This window comes from Variovorax sp. PMC12 (assembly GCF_003019815.1).
GTDB lineage: Bacteria > Pseudomonadota > Gammaproteobacteria > Burkholderiales > Burkholderiaceae_C > Variovorax.
In genome coordinates, this window is the sequence record NZ_CP027773.1 from 5,124,111 (window position 1) to 5,137,625 (window position 13,515).

Genomic DNA, 13,515 nt, shown 5'->3' on the forward strand with positions numbered 1-13,515 from the left:
GAAGACGCCCGGTATCCGGGCACTCTTCCTTATCGGCAGGTTCGCCAGTTTCTGAAGGCTTCAGCTGCCTGCCCGCGGCCCCTCGGGCCAGGGCCGCTGCAATTCGCGGATCTGCTCGAAGGCGCGCGAAACGCGAAGCACGCCGAGATCGTCGAAGCGCTGCCCCGCGATTTGCAGGCCGATCGGCAAGCCCGAGGCCGAGTAGCCGCAGTTCACCGACGAAGCCGGCTGCTCCGACATGTTGAACGGCACCGTGAAGCCGATGTGCTCCAGGGCACGCAGCGGATCGTTGGTGGGCGAGGGCGCTTCCGCGGCCGCCGGCATGTTCGGCGACACCGGCGAGATCACGTAGTCGAAGCGCGCGCATGCGCTGACGGCGGCCACGCGCGTTGCGTGGAACTGGCTGAAGCTGCGGAACACATGCTCGCCGCTGAACTCCGCCGCGCTCTCGGCCCATTCGCGGATATAGGGCAGCACCTTCGCGCGCTGGTCGGCGCGCAGCCCCTTCATGTCCACCAGCGAGCGCATGCGCCACAGGTGGTCCATGCCATCGAGCATCGCCTGCGACATGAAGGGCTGCATCGGTTCGATGACGGCGCCTGCCTTTTCCAGCAGGCGTGCGGCCTGCTCGACCGCCGCCTGGATCTCGGGCTCCACCGCCAGTCCGCAGCCCGCGTCGAGCAGCAGCCCGATGCGCAGTCCGCGCAGATGGTCGGGCGACACGTCGAAGGCGGACCAGTCGATGTCCTGCGCCGGCAAACTCATGCTGTCGCGTGCGTCGGGCCTGGCCAGCGCCTGCATCATCAGCGCGGCGTCGCCCACGGTGCGCGTCATCGGGCCGGCCGCGCGGCCCATGTAGGGTGGGTCGATCGGAATGCGGCCCAGGCTGGGCTTGAGCGTGAAGATGCCGCACCAGCTCGCGGGCAGGCGCAGCGAGCCGCCGATGTCGGTGCCCAGGTGCAGAGGGCCGTAGCCGGCAGCAGCCGCGGCACCCGCGCCCGCGCTGGAGCCGCCCGGCGTGAGCCGCAGGTCCCACGGATTGCGCGCCAGCGTGTGGAAGCTCGAGAGGCCCGAAGACAGCATGCCGTAGTCCGGCATGGTGGTCTTGCTCACGATCACCGCGCCCGCTTCCTTCAGGCGCGCGGCCGGTGGCGCGTCGGCGGCGGCGGGCTTCAGGTCGACGGCCGCGGTGCCGGCCGGCATCGGGTCGCCGCGCGTGGCGATGTTTTCCTTGATGGTCGCCGGCACGCCGTCGAGCGGACCGCGCGCGTCGCCGCGCTGCCAGCGCGCCTCCGATGCCCGCGCCTGCTCGAGCGCGGCCTCGGGCCTGAAGAGCCAGGTGGCCTGCAGGTGCGGCTCCCAGCGCTCGATGTGCGCAATGACGGCCTGCGTGACCTCCACCGGCGAGAGCTTGCGGTCGCGGTAGGCCGCGGCAAGCTCCTGCGCGGTCAGGTCGCTCAGCCCCACGACAGCGCCGACAGGTCGTTCACGAAGATCGGGTTTTCCTTCCAGATGCCCTTGACGTTCTTCTTCGCCACGGTCGGGAACTGCGGCTGGTAGAGGAAGCCGTTGGCCGCGTCGGTGGCCAGCATCTTCTGCGCGTCGCCGAGCAGCTTGTTGCGCTCCGCGGTGTTGGCGGTGGTCTTGATCTTGTCGAACAGCGTGTCGAAGGCCTTCGACTGGTAGCCCCAGTAGTAGTCCGACTTGGCGTAGTTGCCGAGGTCGAAGGGCTCCACGTGCGACACGATCGACAGGTCGTAGTCCTTGTTGCCGTAGGTGCCGCTGAGCCACTGCGCCCACTCGACGTTCTGCACCTTCACCACGATGCCGATCTTGGCCAGCTGGGCCACGATCACCTCGCCGCCCTGGCGCGCGTAGGGCGGCGGGGGCAGCGTCATCTTGAGTTCGAGCGGCGTCTTCACGCCGGCTTCGGCCAGCAGCTTCTTGGCCTTCTCGATGTCGAAGGGGTTGATGGCGGTGGTGTCGACATAGCCCGCCGCGCCCGGCACGTAGTGGCTGCCGATGGGCACGCCGAAGCCATCCGCGGCGCCTTCGATCACGGCCTTGCGGTCGATGGCCGCGAGGATGGCGCGGCGCACGCGCACGTCGTCCAGCGGCTTCTTGCGGTTGTTGATCGACAGGATGGTCTTGGCGCGCGAGCCGGCCAGGATCACCTGGAACTGCGGGTTCATCTTGAACTGCGGCACCACGCGCGTGCCGATGCGCGGGAACACGTCGATGTCGCCCGACAGTACCGCCGCGGCCTGCGCCGCGGTGTCGGAGATGAAGCGGAAGGTGACCTTGTTGATCTTGGCGGTGGCGGGGCTGCGGAAGCCTTCCCACTTGCTCAGCGTGATCGACGAGCCCTTGGCCCAGTTGTCGAGCTTGTAGGGGCCGGTGCCGACTGGCTTGGTGGCATTGCCCTCGGCGCTCTTGGGCTCCACGATCACGGCCGTGGCCTGGCCCAGCACGAAGGGCAGGTCGGGGTCGATTTCCTTGTTGATGACCACCACGGTGTAGTCGTCGACCACCTGGGTGCTCAGGTTGGCGAAGGTGCGCTTGTCCTTGTTGGTGCTCTTCTCGCTGCCGGCGCGGTCGAACGAGAACTTGACCGCGGCCGCGTTGAAGGGCTCGCCGTTCTGGTACTTCACGCCGCGCTTGAGCTTGAAGGTGTAGGTCTTCAGGTCGGGCGAGACTTCCCAGCTGTCGGCCAGCAGCGGCGTGACGCTGCCGTCGGCGTTGATCTTGGTGAGCGTTTCCAGGATGTTGTACTGCACAACTTCCGCGATGGCGGCGGCGGCGCCGCTGGTGGGGTCCAGGCCCGGCGGCTCGAGCGCCATGCCGATCACGATGGCGTCCTTCCTGCCCTGCGCCATGCCGGCGAGCGGGGTGGCCAGCGCAACGGTGGCGCCGGCGGTGGTGAGGAGGGTGCGGCGGTTCAACATACGTGTGATCTCCGGAAAAACAGGCCAGGTTCGAATGACTGCTTCGGCGTGCGCCGTGCCCCGAAGGGAGGCGCGACGCCGCAAAGACACGACACGCAGCACGAAAGATGCCACGTGCGCAACCGGTCATTCTCTCGCAGCGGGAGCGCCGCCGAGCGGCCCGCGGGGCGGTTTTTCCTCGGGACGTTCCCGTAGGCCGCGGACCGCCTGGCTCAGGCCCAGGACATTGCCGCGATGTCGTTCACGAAGATCGGCGCGTCCTTCCACAGCCCGCGCAGGTTGCGCCCGGCGATGGTGATGAACTGAGGCTGGAACAGGAACACGTTGGCCGCGTCTTCCGCCAGCAGCCGCTGCGCGTCGCCGAGGTAGCGCAGGCGGTCGGCGGGGCGCGCCGCATTGCGGGCCTTGTCGAACACCTCGTTGAACTTTGCCGACTGGTAGCCCCAGTAGTACTCCGGCTTGGTGTAGTTCACCAGGTCGAAGGGCTCGACGTGCAGGATCAGGGAGAGGTCGTAGTTCTTGTTGCCGTAGGTGCCGCTGATCCACTGCGCCCACTCGACGTTCTGGATCTTCGCGACGATGCCGATCTTGGCCAGCTGCGCGGCGATCAGCTCGCCGCCCTGGCGCGCATAGGGCGGGGGCGGCAGCACCAGTTCGAGCTCCAGCGGCGTCTTCACGCCGGCCTCGGCCAGCAGCTTTTTTGCCTTCTCGATGTCGTACGGGTTCACGCCGGTGGTGTCCACATAGCCGGGCAGGCCCGGCACGTAGTGGCTGCCGATGGGAATGCCGCGGCCGTCCACCGCCGCGTCGATCACGGCCTTGCGGTCGATGGCCGCGGCAATGGCGCGGCGCACTCGCACGTCGTCCAGCGGCTTGCGCTTGTTGTTGATGGCCAGGATGGTCTTGCCGAGCGAGGCGTTGAACACGATCTGGAAGCGCTTGTCGTTCTGGAACTGCGACAGGCTGCGCGACACCGAGGCGTGCGGGAACAGGTCGATGTCGTTCGACAGCAGCGCGGCCGTCTGCGCCGCCGGCTCGGAGATGAACCGGAAGGTGGCCTTGCGGATCTGCACCGTCTCGGCGCCGCGCCAGCCGTCCCACTTGGCCAGCACGATGCTCGAGCCCTTGGCCCAGTTGTCGAGCCTGTAGGGGCCCGTGCCGATCGGCTTTGTGGCGTTGGTTTCCACGCTCTTCGGTTCGACCAGGATGGCGGAAGCCTGGCCCAGCAGGAACAGCAGGTCGGGCTCGATCTCCTTGCTGATCAGCACCACCGTGTGCTCGTCGACCACCTGCGTCGCGATGTTGGTGAAGGTGCGCTTGTCCTTGTTGGTGCTGTTGGCCGCGGCCGCGCGGTCGAACGAGAACTTCACGCTCTGCGCGTTGAAGGGCTCGCCGTTCTGGTACTTCACGCCGCGCTTGAGCTTGAAGGTGTAGGTCTTCAGGTCGGGCGAGACTTCCCAGCTGTCGGCCAGCAGCGGCGTGACGCTGCCGTCGGAGTTGATCTTGGTGAGCGTTTCGAACACCGTGTAGAGCACCACTTCCGCGATTTCGGCGCCGGCCTTGGCCGTGGGGTCCAGCCCCGTGGGCTCGAGCGTGAGACCGATCACCAGCGCGTCTTTTTTTCTTTGCGCCAGCGCGATGGTCGGCAGGGCCAGCGGTGTCAGGGCTGCGGCGCCGGTGGCGAGCAGGGTGCGTCGTTTGAGCATGAAGCGGTGTCCTCGGAACAGGGGGCAAGCATCATCCGCGAGGTGGCGGCCTTCGCGCAACCAGATGCTTATGACCCACTCATCCTAAGAACGGCCGGCGACACGCCGGTGTCAGCTCCCTCAGGCCGGCAGCAGCGTGCCGCCGGTGGGCGTGCGCGGCACGGCTTCGAGCAGCGTGCGCGTGTAGGGGTGCTGCGCATGCCGGAACAGCTCGGCGGGCGGGCCTTGCTCCACGATCTTGCCTTTCCACACCACGCACACGTCATCGCACAGGTGGTTGACCACCGCGAGGTCGTGGCTGATGAGCAGGTAGCTGATGCCGAACTGCTGCTGCAGGTCCTGCATCAGGTTGAGCACCTGGGCCTGCACCGACACGTCGAGCGCGCTCACCGGCTCGTCGGCCACGATGAGCTTGGGGCGTGTGATCAGTGCACGCGCGATGGCGATGCGCTGGCGCTGTCCGCCCGAGAACTCGTGCGGGTACTTGTCCATGTCGGTGGTGCGCAAGCCGACGGCTGCGAGTGCCTCCGATGCGCGCTCGCGCTGTTCGGCGCGGCTGGTCTCGGCCAGCGCCTCCAGCGGCTCGGCCACGATGCGCGCCACGGTCTGGCGCGGGTCGAGCGAACCGTACGGGTCCTGGAACACCATCTGGAAATCGCGCCGCGCCGTGCGCAGCTCGGCCCTGGGCAGCGTGTGCAGGTCGCGGCCTTCGAGGCGCACGCTGCCGGAGGTCGGCGTGTCCAGCGCCATCACCAGGCGCGCGATGGTCGACTTGCCCGAGCCCGATTCACCGACGATGCCCACGCTCTTGCCGGCCTGCACGTCGAAGCTCACGCCGTTGAGTGCCTTCACGGTCGGCGGCGGGCCGAAGAGTTTTTCACGCGGCAGCGCGTAGTGGCGCACGAGGTCGGTGACCTGCAGCAGCGGTGGAACGGCGGTCTTCTGGCTCATGGTGCGGCGGCGACTTCGGTCGCGATCTCTTCGAGCCGGATGCAACGCACCGCATGGTCGTGCGGCAGCATCGTCGCGGGCGGCCGCGTGGTGTGGCAGGCATCGACCGTGTAGCTGCAGCGGCCGGCGAACGGGCAGCCCTTCGGCAGGTCGACCAGCTCGGGCACGCTGCCCTTGATGGTGGCAAGGCGCAGCCCGCGCGGCGCGCCGATGGCGGGGCGCGCGGCGAACAGGCCCTGCGTGTAGGGGTGGGCGCGGCGGGCGAACACGGCTTCGGTCGGCCCGCTCTCGACCACGCTGCCGCCGTACATCACGAGCATCTTCGACACCGTCTGCGCGATCACGCCGAGGTCGTGCGAGATCAGTATCAGCGCCATGCCGCGCTCGGCCACGAGGCTCTGGATCAGCTCCAGGATCTGCTTCTGGATGGTCACGTCGAGCGCCGTGGTGGGCTCGTCTGCAATCAGCAGGTCGGGCCCGCAGGCCAATGCCATCGCGATGCCGATGCGCTGCCTCTGGCCGCCCGAGAACTGGTGCGGGTACGCATCGAGGCGCGAAGCCGCGTCGGGAATGCCCACGCGTTCGAGCAGCGCGAGCACTTCCTTGCGCGCATCGGCCTTCGAGAGGCCGCGGTGCAGCCGCAGCGGCTCGCCGACCTGGCGTGCGATGGTGTGCACCGGGTTCAGTGCCGTCATCGGCTCCTGGAAGATCATGCCGATGCGGTTGCCGCGGATCTGGCACATGTCTTTCTCGGCGCGGCCCACCAGTTCGGTGCCGTCGAAGCGGATGCTGCCCGTGACCCTGGCGGTCGACGGCAGCAGGCCCATGAGCGACATCACGGTGATCGACTTGCCGCAGCCCGACTCGCCGACGATGCCCAGCGTTTCGCCGCGCTCCAGCGTGAAGTCGATGCCGCGCACGGCCTCGGCGGGGCCGCGCTGCGTCTGCAGTTCGATGTGCAGGTCCTTGACTTGAAGCAGTGGCATCTTGCTTACCTCGCCCGTGCCAGCCGTGGATCGAGCAGGTCGCGAAGTCCGTCGCCCAGCAGGTTCAGGCCGAGCACCGCGAATGCGATGGCCATGCCGGGGAACACCGCGAGCAGGGGCGACTGGAACATCATCGTCTGGGCCTCGCTGAGCATGCGGCCCCATGACGGCTGCGGCGGCTGCGTGCCGAGGCCGAGGTACGAGAGCGCGGCTTCCGCCAGGATGGCGATGGCGAAGCGGATGGTGATCTGCACGATCAGCACGGCCGAGATGTTCGGCAGCACATGCTGCATGGTGATGGCGAACGAGCCCTTGCCGCAGGCGCGCGCCGCGGCCACGTATTCGCGCGACCAGATGGCGTTGGCCGATGCGCGCGTGATGCGCGCGAAGGTCGGGATGTTGTAGATGCCGATCGCGATGATCGCGTTGACGATGCCCGCGCCGAACACGGCGGTCAGCATGATGGCGGACAGGATCGCCGGGAAGGCGAGCGAGAAGTCGGTGAGCCGCATGATGGCTTCCTCGACCCATCCCCGCCTGGCGGCCGCGAGCAGGCCCAGCGCGGTACCCACCACCAGGCCGATGCCCACCGCGATCATGCCCACCAGGATGGATGCGCGCGCGCCCACCAGCAGCAGCGAGGCCACGTCGCGCCCGTAGGTGTCGGTGCCCAGCCAGTGCGAGGCCATCGGCGGCTTGAGCTTGTTGGCCATGTCCATGTCGTAGGGCGACCAGGGCGTCCACACCAGCGAGACGGCGGCGGCCAGCAGCAACAGCAGCGTCAGGACGCCGCCGATGACGAAGCTGCGGTGCTTCACCGCGCGTTGCCAGAAACCGGGGAGCTTGAGCGCCGCGGCACTGGGGGCCGGGGCCGTGATGGCGTTCATATGTCGCTGGCCTTGATGCGCGGGTCGATGACGGCGTAGAGCACGTCGACCACGAAATTCACGATGACCACCATGGCCGCGAGCAGCATCACGCAGTTGCGCACCACGATCAGGTCGCGGTTGCTGATGGCCTGGAAGATCAGCCGGCCCAAGCCGGGAAGATAGAACACGTTCTCCACCACGATGGTGCCGGCCAGCAGCTCGGAGAACTGCATGCCCATCACCGTGATGACCGGGATCATGGCGTTGCGCAGCACGTGCGTCCAGAGCACCATGCGCTGCGAAACGCCCTTGGCCCGCGCGGTGCGCACGAAGTCTTCGCGCATCACTTCCAGCACCGCCGAGCGCGTGATGCGGGCGAGGATCGCGGCCTGCACCACCGCGAGCGACAGTGCAGGCAGCAACAGAGACTTGATGCCCGAGAAGAAGCCGTCGCCCCAGCCCTCGAAGCCGCCGGCAGAGAACCACTGCAGCTTCACCGAGAACACGAGGATCAGAAGAATCGCGAACCAGAAATTGGGAATGGCGATGCCGACCTGGGCCATGCCCATCAGGCCGACGTCGCCGAGCTTGTTGTGGCGCGCGGCGGCCGTCACGCCCACCAGCAGCGCGATGACCGTGGTGAAGAACATCGCCAGCAGCGCCAGCGGCATGGTGAGCGCCAGGCGCTCGAGGATCAGGTCGAGCACCGGCGAGCTGTAGGCGTAGCTGTCGCCCAGGTTGCCGGTGAGCAGGCCGCCGATCCAGTGCCAGTAGCGCGTCCACGCGGGCTGGTCGAGGCCGAGCTTGGTGGCCAGCGCCGCCACCGCTTCGGGCGAGGCGTCGGGGCCCATGAGCATCTGCGCGGCATTGCCGGGCAGTATCTCGAGGACGAGGAAAACGATGACCGAGGCACCGATCAGCGTGCCGATCAGCGTGGCAAGGCGCTTGAATAGAAACAGACTCATGGGGCGGGGCGCAGCATAACTGACTCCTGCAACAAATGTGCCGTGAATGTGGCCTTTGTCATTCAGGGGCGGCCGGCCCGCGCGGCCCCGCGATAATCGGGGGATGGCCCTCATGATCACCGACGAATGCATCAACTGCGATGTCTGCGAGCCCGAGTGCCCGAACGACGCGATCTACATGGGCGAGGCGTTCTACGAAATCGACCCGCACAAGTGCACCGAGTGCGTCGGCCACTTCGACGAGCCGCAATGCGTGCAGATCTGCCCGGTGGCGTGCATTCCCGTCAATCCCGAGCATGTGGAAAGCCGCGAGACGCTGCTTCAGAAGTACGAGCGTCTCACGGCGATCAAGGTGACGACGGCCGCGTCAGGCGGCGTCTGAGCCGGCGGATTTCCGCTTCCTTTTCTTCTTTGGCGCGTCGCCGGCCGTATTCAGGTCGCTCGCCGCGCCCCTGAAGCTCGCGCTGGCCTTGCGCGGTTCGGCCGCCAGGGTGCGGGCACGGTCCCGCTCCTTTTGCTCTGCCAGGGCGAGCCGCCGTTCCGCGAGAGCCGCGCTGCGGGCCTCGCGCGCGGCCCGCTGGTCGCGGTCGTGGGCCCCCTTTTCCAGCGAGAGCCTGCTGCGCTCCATCTGGTCGGCCTGCGTTCTGGCGCTGCGAGTGCCCGTGTCGGCGTCGCGGCGGTCTTGCGCGTTTCGGCTGTCGTTCACCCGCACCGCCTTGCCGCCTTCGCAGGGCTGGTCCGAGTAAGCGTTGCCGCAGCGCCATGCGGTGGTTCCACCTTGCGCCAAGGCGCCGGTGGAATGGATGCAGGCCGCTATGGAAAGCATAGCGAAGCCGATCCTTGCGGCGCCTGCTGTCGTTCTTCTTCCGCTTTTCTCTCTCATTTTTTATTTCTCTCCCTCCTGCGCTCCGATGGCCGGCTAGGTGGCTGCAGGCGTGCCCCCGTCGCCGGGCTCCCTCCGCGGCGGTTTGGGCCGCGGTGGCTTGCTCGTGTGAATCAGCAGCGTCGCCTTTTCCATCTCGCCCGCCACCAGCGCGGGCGTGGCGTGCAGCGTGCGGACGATGGCGTCTTCGATCGCCTCGCGTTGTTCCTTCAGTGGCTTCTTGAGCACCCAGTTGACCACCTCCGACTTCACGCCGGGGTGGCCGATGCCCAGGCGCAGCCGCCAGTAGTCGCCGGTGCCGAGCTGCGCGTGAATGTCGCGCAGGCCGTTGTGGCCGGCATGGCTGCCGCCGAACTTGAGCTTGGCCTGGCCGGGCACCACGTCGAGCTCGTCGTGCACCACCAGGATTTCCTCGGGCGCGATCTTGAAGAAGCGCGCGAGCGCCGCCACCGACTTGCCCGACAGGTTCATGAAGGTCTGCGGCTCCAGCAGCCAGATGCTCTGCCCGCCGATGTTGGCGCGCGCCGCGAGGCCGTGGTAGCCGCGTTCGGGCACGAGGTTGAGTTTCCAGTCGCGCGCCAGGGCGTCGATCCACCAGAAGCCCGCGTTGTGCCGCGTGGCTTCGTACTCAGGGCCCGGGTTTCCGAGGCCGACGAACAACTTGATCATGGCCTTGATTATCCCGCCGCCAAAAAGCAGAAGGCCCGCACGAGGCGGGCCTTCTGCAGCAACGGATGCGAAAGAAGATTACTTCTTGGCAGTCTTAGCGGCGGGGGTCTTGGCGGCCGGAGCCTTGCCACCCTTGCCGGCCGGTGCGGCGGCGGCTGCTGCATCGGCAGCGCCTTCGGCGGGAGCGTCGACTTCTTCAGCCGCCGGCGACACGGCCGAAGCCAGCACCGGGTTGACCTTGCCGTGGCTGACCCACTTCACGCCCTTGGGCAGCTTGATGTCCTTCAGCGTGACGGTGCCGTTCTTCTTCAGGCCCGACAGGTCGACTTCGATGAACTCGGGCAGATCGCTCGGCAGGCAGTTCAGTTCGAGTTCGGTCGTCACGTGGTTGACCAGGTTCAGGTCGATCTTGACGGCTTCGGATTCTTCTTCACCCTTGAAGTGCACGGGCACCTTCGTGGTCATGCGGGTCTTGGCATCGACGCGCTGGAAGTCGATGTGCTGCACCAGCTGGCGGAAGGGGTGGTACTGCACGTCGCGCAGCAGGACCTTGCTGGTCGTGCCGCCGAGTTCCATCTCGAGCACGCTCGAGTGGAAAGCTTCTTTCTTCAGGGCGTGCCACAGCGCGTTGTGATCGATCTCGATCAGTTGCGGCTGGGTGTCGCCACCGTAGACGATGCCGGGGGTCTTGCCCGTGATGCGGAGACGGCGGCTCGCACCCGTGCCCTGCTTTGCGCGCTCAAAAGCGACGAATTTCATAACTAGCTCCTGTGAGAGTCCACCGCGACCAGTGCGACTCCGGTTCAAAAAGGCCTCCTGCGAAGGAGGCCAGCTTCATGCCCCGGTCAGAACAGGTTGTCCTGATCCGAGAACAAACTCATCACCGACTCGCCCTTGGCAATGCGCTGGATCGTTTCGGCGATCAGCGGTGCCACGGAGAGCTGGCGGATCTTTCCGCAGGCATTGGCGCCGTCGGAAAGGGGAATGGTGTTGGTCACGACCACTTCGTCGAGGGCCGAGCCCTGCGTGATGCGCTCGATGGCCGGGCCCGAGAAGATCGGGTGCGTGCAGTAGGCGTAGACGCTCTTGGCGCCGCGCTCTTTCAGCACTTCGGCTGCTTTGACCAGCGTGCCGGCGGTGTCGATCATGTCGTCCATGATCACGCAGTTGCGGCCGTCGATCTCGCCGATCACGTTCATGACTTCGCTGACGTTGGCCTTCGGGCGGCGCTTGTCGATGATGGCGAGGTCGCAGTTCAGTTGCTTGGCCAGCGCGCGGGCACGGACCACGCCGCCGACATCGGGCGAAACCACGATCAGGTCTTCGTAGTTCTTGGCGCGCAGGTCGCCCAGCAGCACCGGCGAGGCGTAGATGTTGTCGACCGGAATGTCGAAGAAGCCCTGGATCTGGTCGGCGTGAAGGTCCATCGTGAGCACACGCTCGACACCGACGGTTTCCAGCAGGTTGGCCACGACCTTGGCCGAGATGGGCACGCGGCTCGAGCGCGGACGGCGGTCCTGGCGGGCGTAGCCGAAGTAGGGAATGACGGCGCTGATCCGCTCGGCCGAAGCGCGCTTGAGCGCGTCGACCATGATCAGCAGTTCCATCAGGTTTTCGTTGGTAGGAGCGCAGGTCGACTGGACCACGAACACGTCGCGGGCGCGGACGTTCTGGTTGATCTCGACGGTGACTTCACCGTCCGAGAAGCGGCCCACGCGGGCGGCGCCCAGCGAAGTACCGAGGTTGTGCGCGATTTCCGCAGCAAGGCCAGGATTGGCGTTACCGGTGAAAACCATGAAATCAGGGTGATTAGCCTGCATGAGCGCGTCCCGGCAGTGCAAATTGGCTTAGGAAGCCGCCAAAAGGTTTGTGATGCATGGCGACCGGTAGGCCGCCGATTATTGCAGCGGGTGAGCTGCAAATGAAGACTGCGGCCATTTGGCCGCAGTCGTTGAAGATTTGGCAGGGGAGAAAGGATTCGAACCTTTGCATGCTGGAATCAAAATCCAGTGCCTTAACCAGCTTGGCGACTCCCCTACACGGGTCGATGATTTTCACCACCAACCGATATATGTCGCATCGAACCGAATGAACGGCCCGATCATCTTTTCAGGTTGCCCATCCCCAGAGTGGATGGACTTCCAGGTTGCTGCATTGACGAACCTGCCAGCCCTTGGGGGCTTCCAGCAGTTCCGCTTCCTGCGGCGCTTGCGGCATTTTCGCGAACACCGAACTTCCGGAGCCGGTCATCCGTGCCTTCAACCCTTGGGCTCCGAGCCATTCGATGGCGTCGGTGACCGCGGGGCAAAGTCGCTGGGCAACCGGCTGCAGGTCGTTGTGGCCGAAGTCGAAAACCGAAGGGCTCAGAACCGAGCTTTTCAGGTTTGTCGCTTCGAGCGATTCGCTCTCTGCAGCAAAGCCTGTGATTATAGCAACAGGAGTTGAACGTTCAAGATCTGTTGCTGAAAAAATTAATCGGGTATCGAGTCCCTCGGGAGGCTTGGCCACCGCGAAACGCGCGGCAGGGAGTGTAACCGGTGTCAGCTGCTCTCCGATGCCCTCGACCCACGCATTGCGGCCGCCGAGAAAGAAAGGCACGTCCGCGCCCAGCTTCAGCCCGATGTGGGCAAGGCGCGAGAGCGGCAGGTTCAGCCCCCACAGGCGGTTCAGCGCCAGCAGGCAGGTGGCCGCGTCCGAAGAGCCGCCGCCCATGCCCGCCTGCGCCGGCACATGTTTGGCCACGCCGATGTGGGCTCCCTGGCCCGGCGCGGCGAACGCCTGCAGTGCACGCGCAGCACGCAGGATCAGGTCGTCCGCGGGCAGCTCGGTCGTGAGGTCTTCGCGGCTCAGTTGGCCGTCACGGCGCAATTCGACATGCAGCGTGTCGCACCAGTCGATCAGCATGAAGACCGATTGCAGCAGGTGGTAGCCGTCGTCGCGCCGGCCGGTGATGTGAAGGAAGAGGTTGAGCTTGGCCGGCGCGGAAAGGTCGTAGATCGCCTTCATGACCGCTCGAACACGATGCGCAGGTCAGCCCGCGGGCTCGGTGCTTCGCGTACCGCCGCCAGGCGGCCGTTGGCGAGCTGCCCCAGGTCCGGCTTCCAGCCAGGCACGGGATCATTGCGGCCCGCCAGCCAGCCAAACAGCGCACCGACCGGAATGGCTGCCCCGGTGGCTGCTTCGATGAGCGCATCGACGGAGTCGAAGCGCCGCGTGTTGCTGCCGTCTTTCAGCAGTGCTTCGCCCGGCGACCAGTGCAGCTGTGCAAGCGTGCTGCCGATGGGGGTCGTGAGCGTGAGATCGCCCGAGTCTGCGGAGCCGCGCAGCTCGAACAGCGCGGCAAAGGTCTGTACAGGCTCGCTCTCGATGCGCAGCGACATCCGTCCGCTCCAGCTGTCCGAAGCCTTGGGCGCCGAAGCGCCGCCACCCGACAGCTGGGCGCAGCCTGCCACGACGAGCAATGCAGCGCCGCCAGCGGCCAGCAGCACGCGTCGCCCGTGATCGATCCGTTGCGGCGCAAGCGCCTTTGCCAGCGTCATCT

Annotated in this window: 14 protein-coding genes and 1 tRNA gene; 1 reads left to right on the top strand and 14 read right to left on the bottom strand. The window is 66.6% G+C overall.

Annotated elements, in window-relative coordinates; all coding sequences use genetic code 11:
* Positions 1-60: 60 nt before the first annotated feature.
* The 7 genes from C4F17_RS23950 to C4F17_RS23980 form a co-directional block, all read right to left on the bottom strand.
* On the bottom strand, positions 61-1,467 hold the full coding sequence (locus C4F17_RS23950) for an amidase (protein ID WP_106936911.1): 1,407 nt from the start codon (positions 1,465-1,467) through the stop codon (positions 61-63).
* A complete protein-coding gene (locus C4F17_RS23955) occupies positions 1,458-2,945 on the bottom strand; it encodes an ABC transporter substrate-binding protein (protein ID WP_081269893.1) in 1,488 nt (495 codons plus the stop codon). Before C4F17_RS23955 ends, C4F17_RS23950 begins: the two co-directional genes overlap by 10 nt.
* A 212-nt stretch (positions 2,946-3,157) precedes the next feature.
* A complete protein-coding gene (locus C4F17_RS23960; protein ID WP_106936912.1) occupies positions 3,158-4,651 on the bottom strand; it encodes an ABC transporter substrate-binding protein in 1,494 nt (497 codons plus the stop codon).
* Positions 4,652-4,771: 120 nt separating this feature from the next.
* Entirely contained in the window at positions 4,772-5,602 is an 831-nt protein-coding gene (locus tag C4F17_RS23965) for an ATP-binding cassette domain-containing protein (RefSeq protein ID WP_081269891.1), read from the bottom strand.
* A complete protein-coding gene (locus tag C4F17_RS23970; protein WP_081269890.1) occupies positions 5,599-6,588 on the bottom strand; it encodes an ABC transporter ATP-binding protein in 990 nt (329 codons plus the stop codon). Before C4F17_RS23970 ends, C4F17_RS23965 begins: the two co-directional genes overlap by 4 nt.
* Before the next feature lie 5 nt (positions 6,589-6,593).
* Positions 6,594-7,475 (bottom strand): ABC transporter permease, encoded by an 882-nt coding sequence (locus C4F17_RS23975; protein ID WP_106936913.1) that lies wholly within the window; start codon positions 7,473-7,475, stop codon positions 6,594-6,596.
* On the bottom strand, positions 7,472-8,422 hold the full coding sequence (locus C4F17_RS23980) for an ABC transporter permease (protein ID WP_106936914.1): 951 nt from the start codon (positions 8,420-8,422) through the stop codon (positions 7,472-7,474). Before C4F17_RS23980 ends, C4F17_RS23975 begins: the two co-directional genes overlap by 4 nt.
* Positions 8,423-8,525: 103 nt before the next feature.
* On the opposite strand from C4F17_RS23980, the gene C4F17_RS23985 reads away from it, so the two are divergent.
* Positions 8,526-8,804 carry a YfhL family 4Fe-4S dicluster ferredoxin gene (locus tag C4F17_RS23985; RefSeq protein ID WP_081269887.1) on the top strand — a complete coding sequence of 93 codons (279 nt, stop codon included), beginning with the start codon at positions 8,526-8,528 and terminating at the stop codon, positions 8,802-8,804.
* On the opposite strand, the gene C4F17_RS23990 is transcribed toward C4F17_RS23985, so the two are convergent.
* The 7 genes from C4F17_RS23990 to C4F17_RS24020 form a co-directional block, all read right to left on the bottom strand.
* Complete coding sequence (locus tag C4F17_RS23990) at positions 8,790-9,248, bottom strand: hypothetical protein (RefSeq protein WP_199851887.1); 459 nt, start codon at positions 9,246-9,248, stop codon at positions 8,790-8,792. The two genes, C4F17_RS23985 and C4F17_RS23990, sit on opposite strands and share 15 nt — an antisense overlap.
* 93 nt (positions 9,249-9,341) lie before the next feature.
* Positions 9,342-9,974 (bottom strand): aminoacyl-tRNA hydrolase, encoded by a 633-nt coding sequence (gene pth / locus C4F17_RS23995; RefSeq protein ID WP_106936916.1) that lies wholly within the window; start codon positions 9,972-9,974, stop codon positions 9,342-9,344.
* A gap of 78 nt (positions 9,975-10,052) precedes the next feature.
* Positions 10,053-10,733, bottom strand: coding sequence for a 50S ribosomal protein L25/general stress protein Ctc (locus C4F17_RS24000; RefSeq protein ID WP_106936917.1), 681 nt, complete (start codon positions 10,731-10,733; stop codon positions 10,053-10,055).
* 86 nt (positions 10,734-10,819) lie between these two features.
* On the bottom strand, positions 10,820-11,794 hold the full coding sequence (locus C4F17_RS24005) for a ribose-phosphate pyrophosphokinase (RefSeq protein ID WP_081269883.1): 975 nt from the start codon (positions 11,792-11,794) through the stop codon (positions 10,820-10,822).
* Positions 11,795-11,934: 140 nt separating this feature from the next.
* Positions 11,935-12,011: transfer RNA gene (locus C4F17_RS24010), tRNA-Gln, on the bottom strand.
* A 72-nt stretch (positions 12,012-12,083) separates the two neighbouring features.
* Positions 12,084-12,980, bottom strand: a complete 897-nt coding sequence (ispE, locus tag C4F17_RS24015) for a 4-(cytidine 5'-diphospho)-2-C-methyl-D-erythritol kinase (protein ID WP_106936918.1) — start codon at positions 12,978-12,980, stop codon at positions 12,084-12,086.
* Positions 12,977-13,513 (bottom strand): lipoprotein insertase outer membrane protein LolB, encoded by a 537-nt coding sequence (locus C4F17_RS24020; protein WP_106936919.1) that lies wholly within the window; start codon positions 13,511-13,513, stop codon positions 12,977-12,979. The genes ispE and C4F17_RS24020 overlap by 4 nt, the downstream gene beginning before the upstream one ends.
* Positions 13,514-13,515: the final 2 nt, after the last annotated feature.

Bases quoted from the DNA above. Each gene is read 5' to 3' on its own strand.
- C4F17_RS23990 (WP_199851887.1), bottom strand. From the start codon at position 9,248: ATGCTTTCCATAGCGGCCTGCATCCATTCCACCGGCGCCTTGGCGCAA.
- C4F17_RS24005 (WP_081269883.1), bottom strand. From the start codon at position 11,794: ATGCAGGCTAATCACCCTGATTTCATGGTTTTCACCGGTAACGCCAAT.
- C4F17_RS24020 (WP_106936919.1), bottom strand. From the start codon at position 13,513: ATGACGCTGGCAAAGGCGCTTGCGCCGCAACGGATCGATCACGGGCGA.
- C4F17_RS23980 (WP_106936914.1), bottom strand. From the start codon at position 8,422: ATGAGTCTGTTTCTATTCAAGCGCCTTGCCACGCTGATCGGCACGCTG.
- ispE (WP_106936918.1), bottom strand. From the start codon at position 12,980: ATGAAGGCGATCTACGACCTTTCCGCGCCGGCCAAGCTCAACCTCTTC.
- C4F17_RS23970 (WP_081269890.1), bottom strand. From the start codon at position 6,588: ATGCCACTGCTTCAAGTCAAGGACCTGCACATCGAACTGCAGACGCAG.
- C4F17_RS23975 (WP_106936913.1), bottom strand. From the start codon at position 7,475: ATGAACGCCATCACGGCCCCGGCCCCCAGTGCCGCGGCGCTCAAGCTC.
- C4F17_RS23965 (WP_081269891.1), bottom strand. From the start codon at position 5,602: ATGAGCCAGAAGACCGCCGTTCCACCGCTGCTGCAGGTCACCGACCTC.
- C4F17_RS23960 (WP_106936912.1), bottom strand. From the start codon at position 4,651: ATGCTCAAACGACGCACCCTGCTCGCCACCGGCGCCGCAGCCCTGACA.
- C4F17_RS24000 (WP_106936917.1), bottom strand. From the start codon at position 10,733: ATGAAATTCGTCGCTTTTGAGCGCGCAAAGCAGGGCACGGGTGCGAGC.
- pth (WP_106936916.1), bottom strand. From the start codon at position 9,974: ATGATCAAGTTGTTCGTCGGCCTCGGAAACCCGGGCCCTGAGTACGAA.
- C4F17_RS23985 (WP_081269887.1), top strand. From the start codon at position 8,526: ATGGCCCTCATGATCACCGACGAATGCATCAACTGCGATGTCTGCGAG.
- C4F17_RS23955 (WP_081269893.1), bottom strand. From the start codon at position 2,945: ATGTTGAACCGCCGCACCCTCCTCACCACCGCCGGCGCCACCGTTGCG.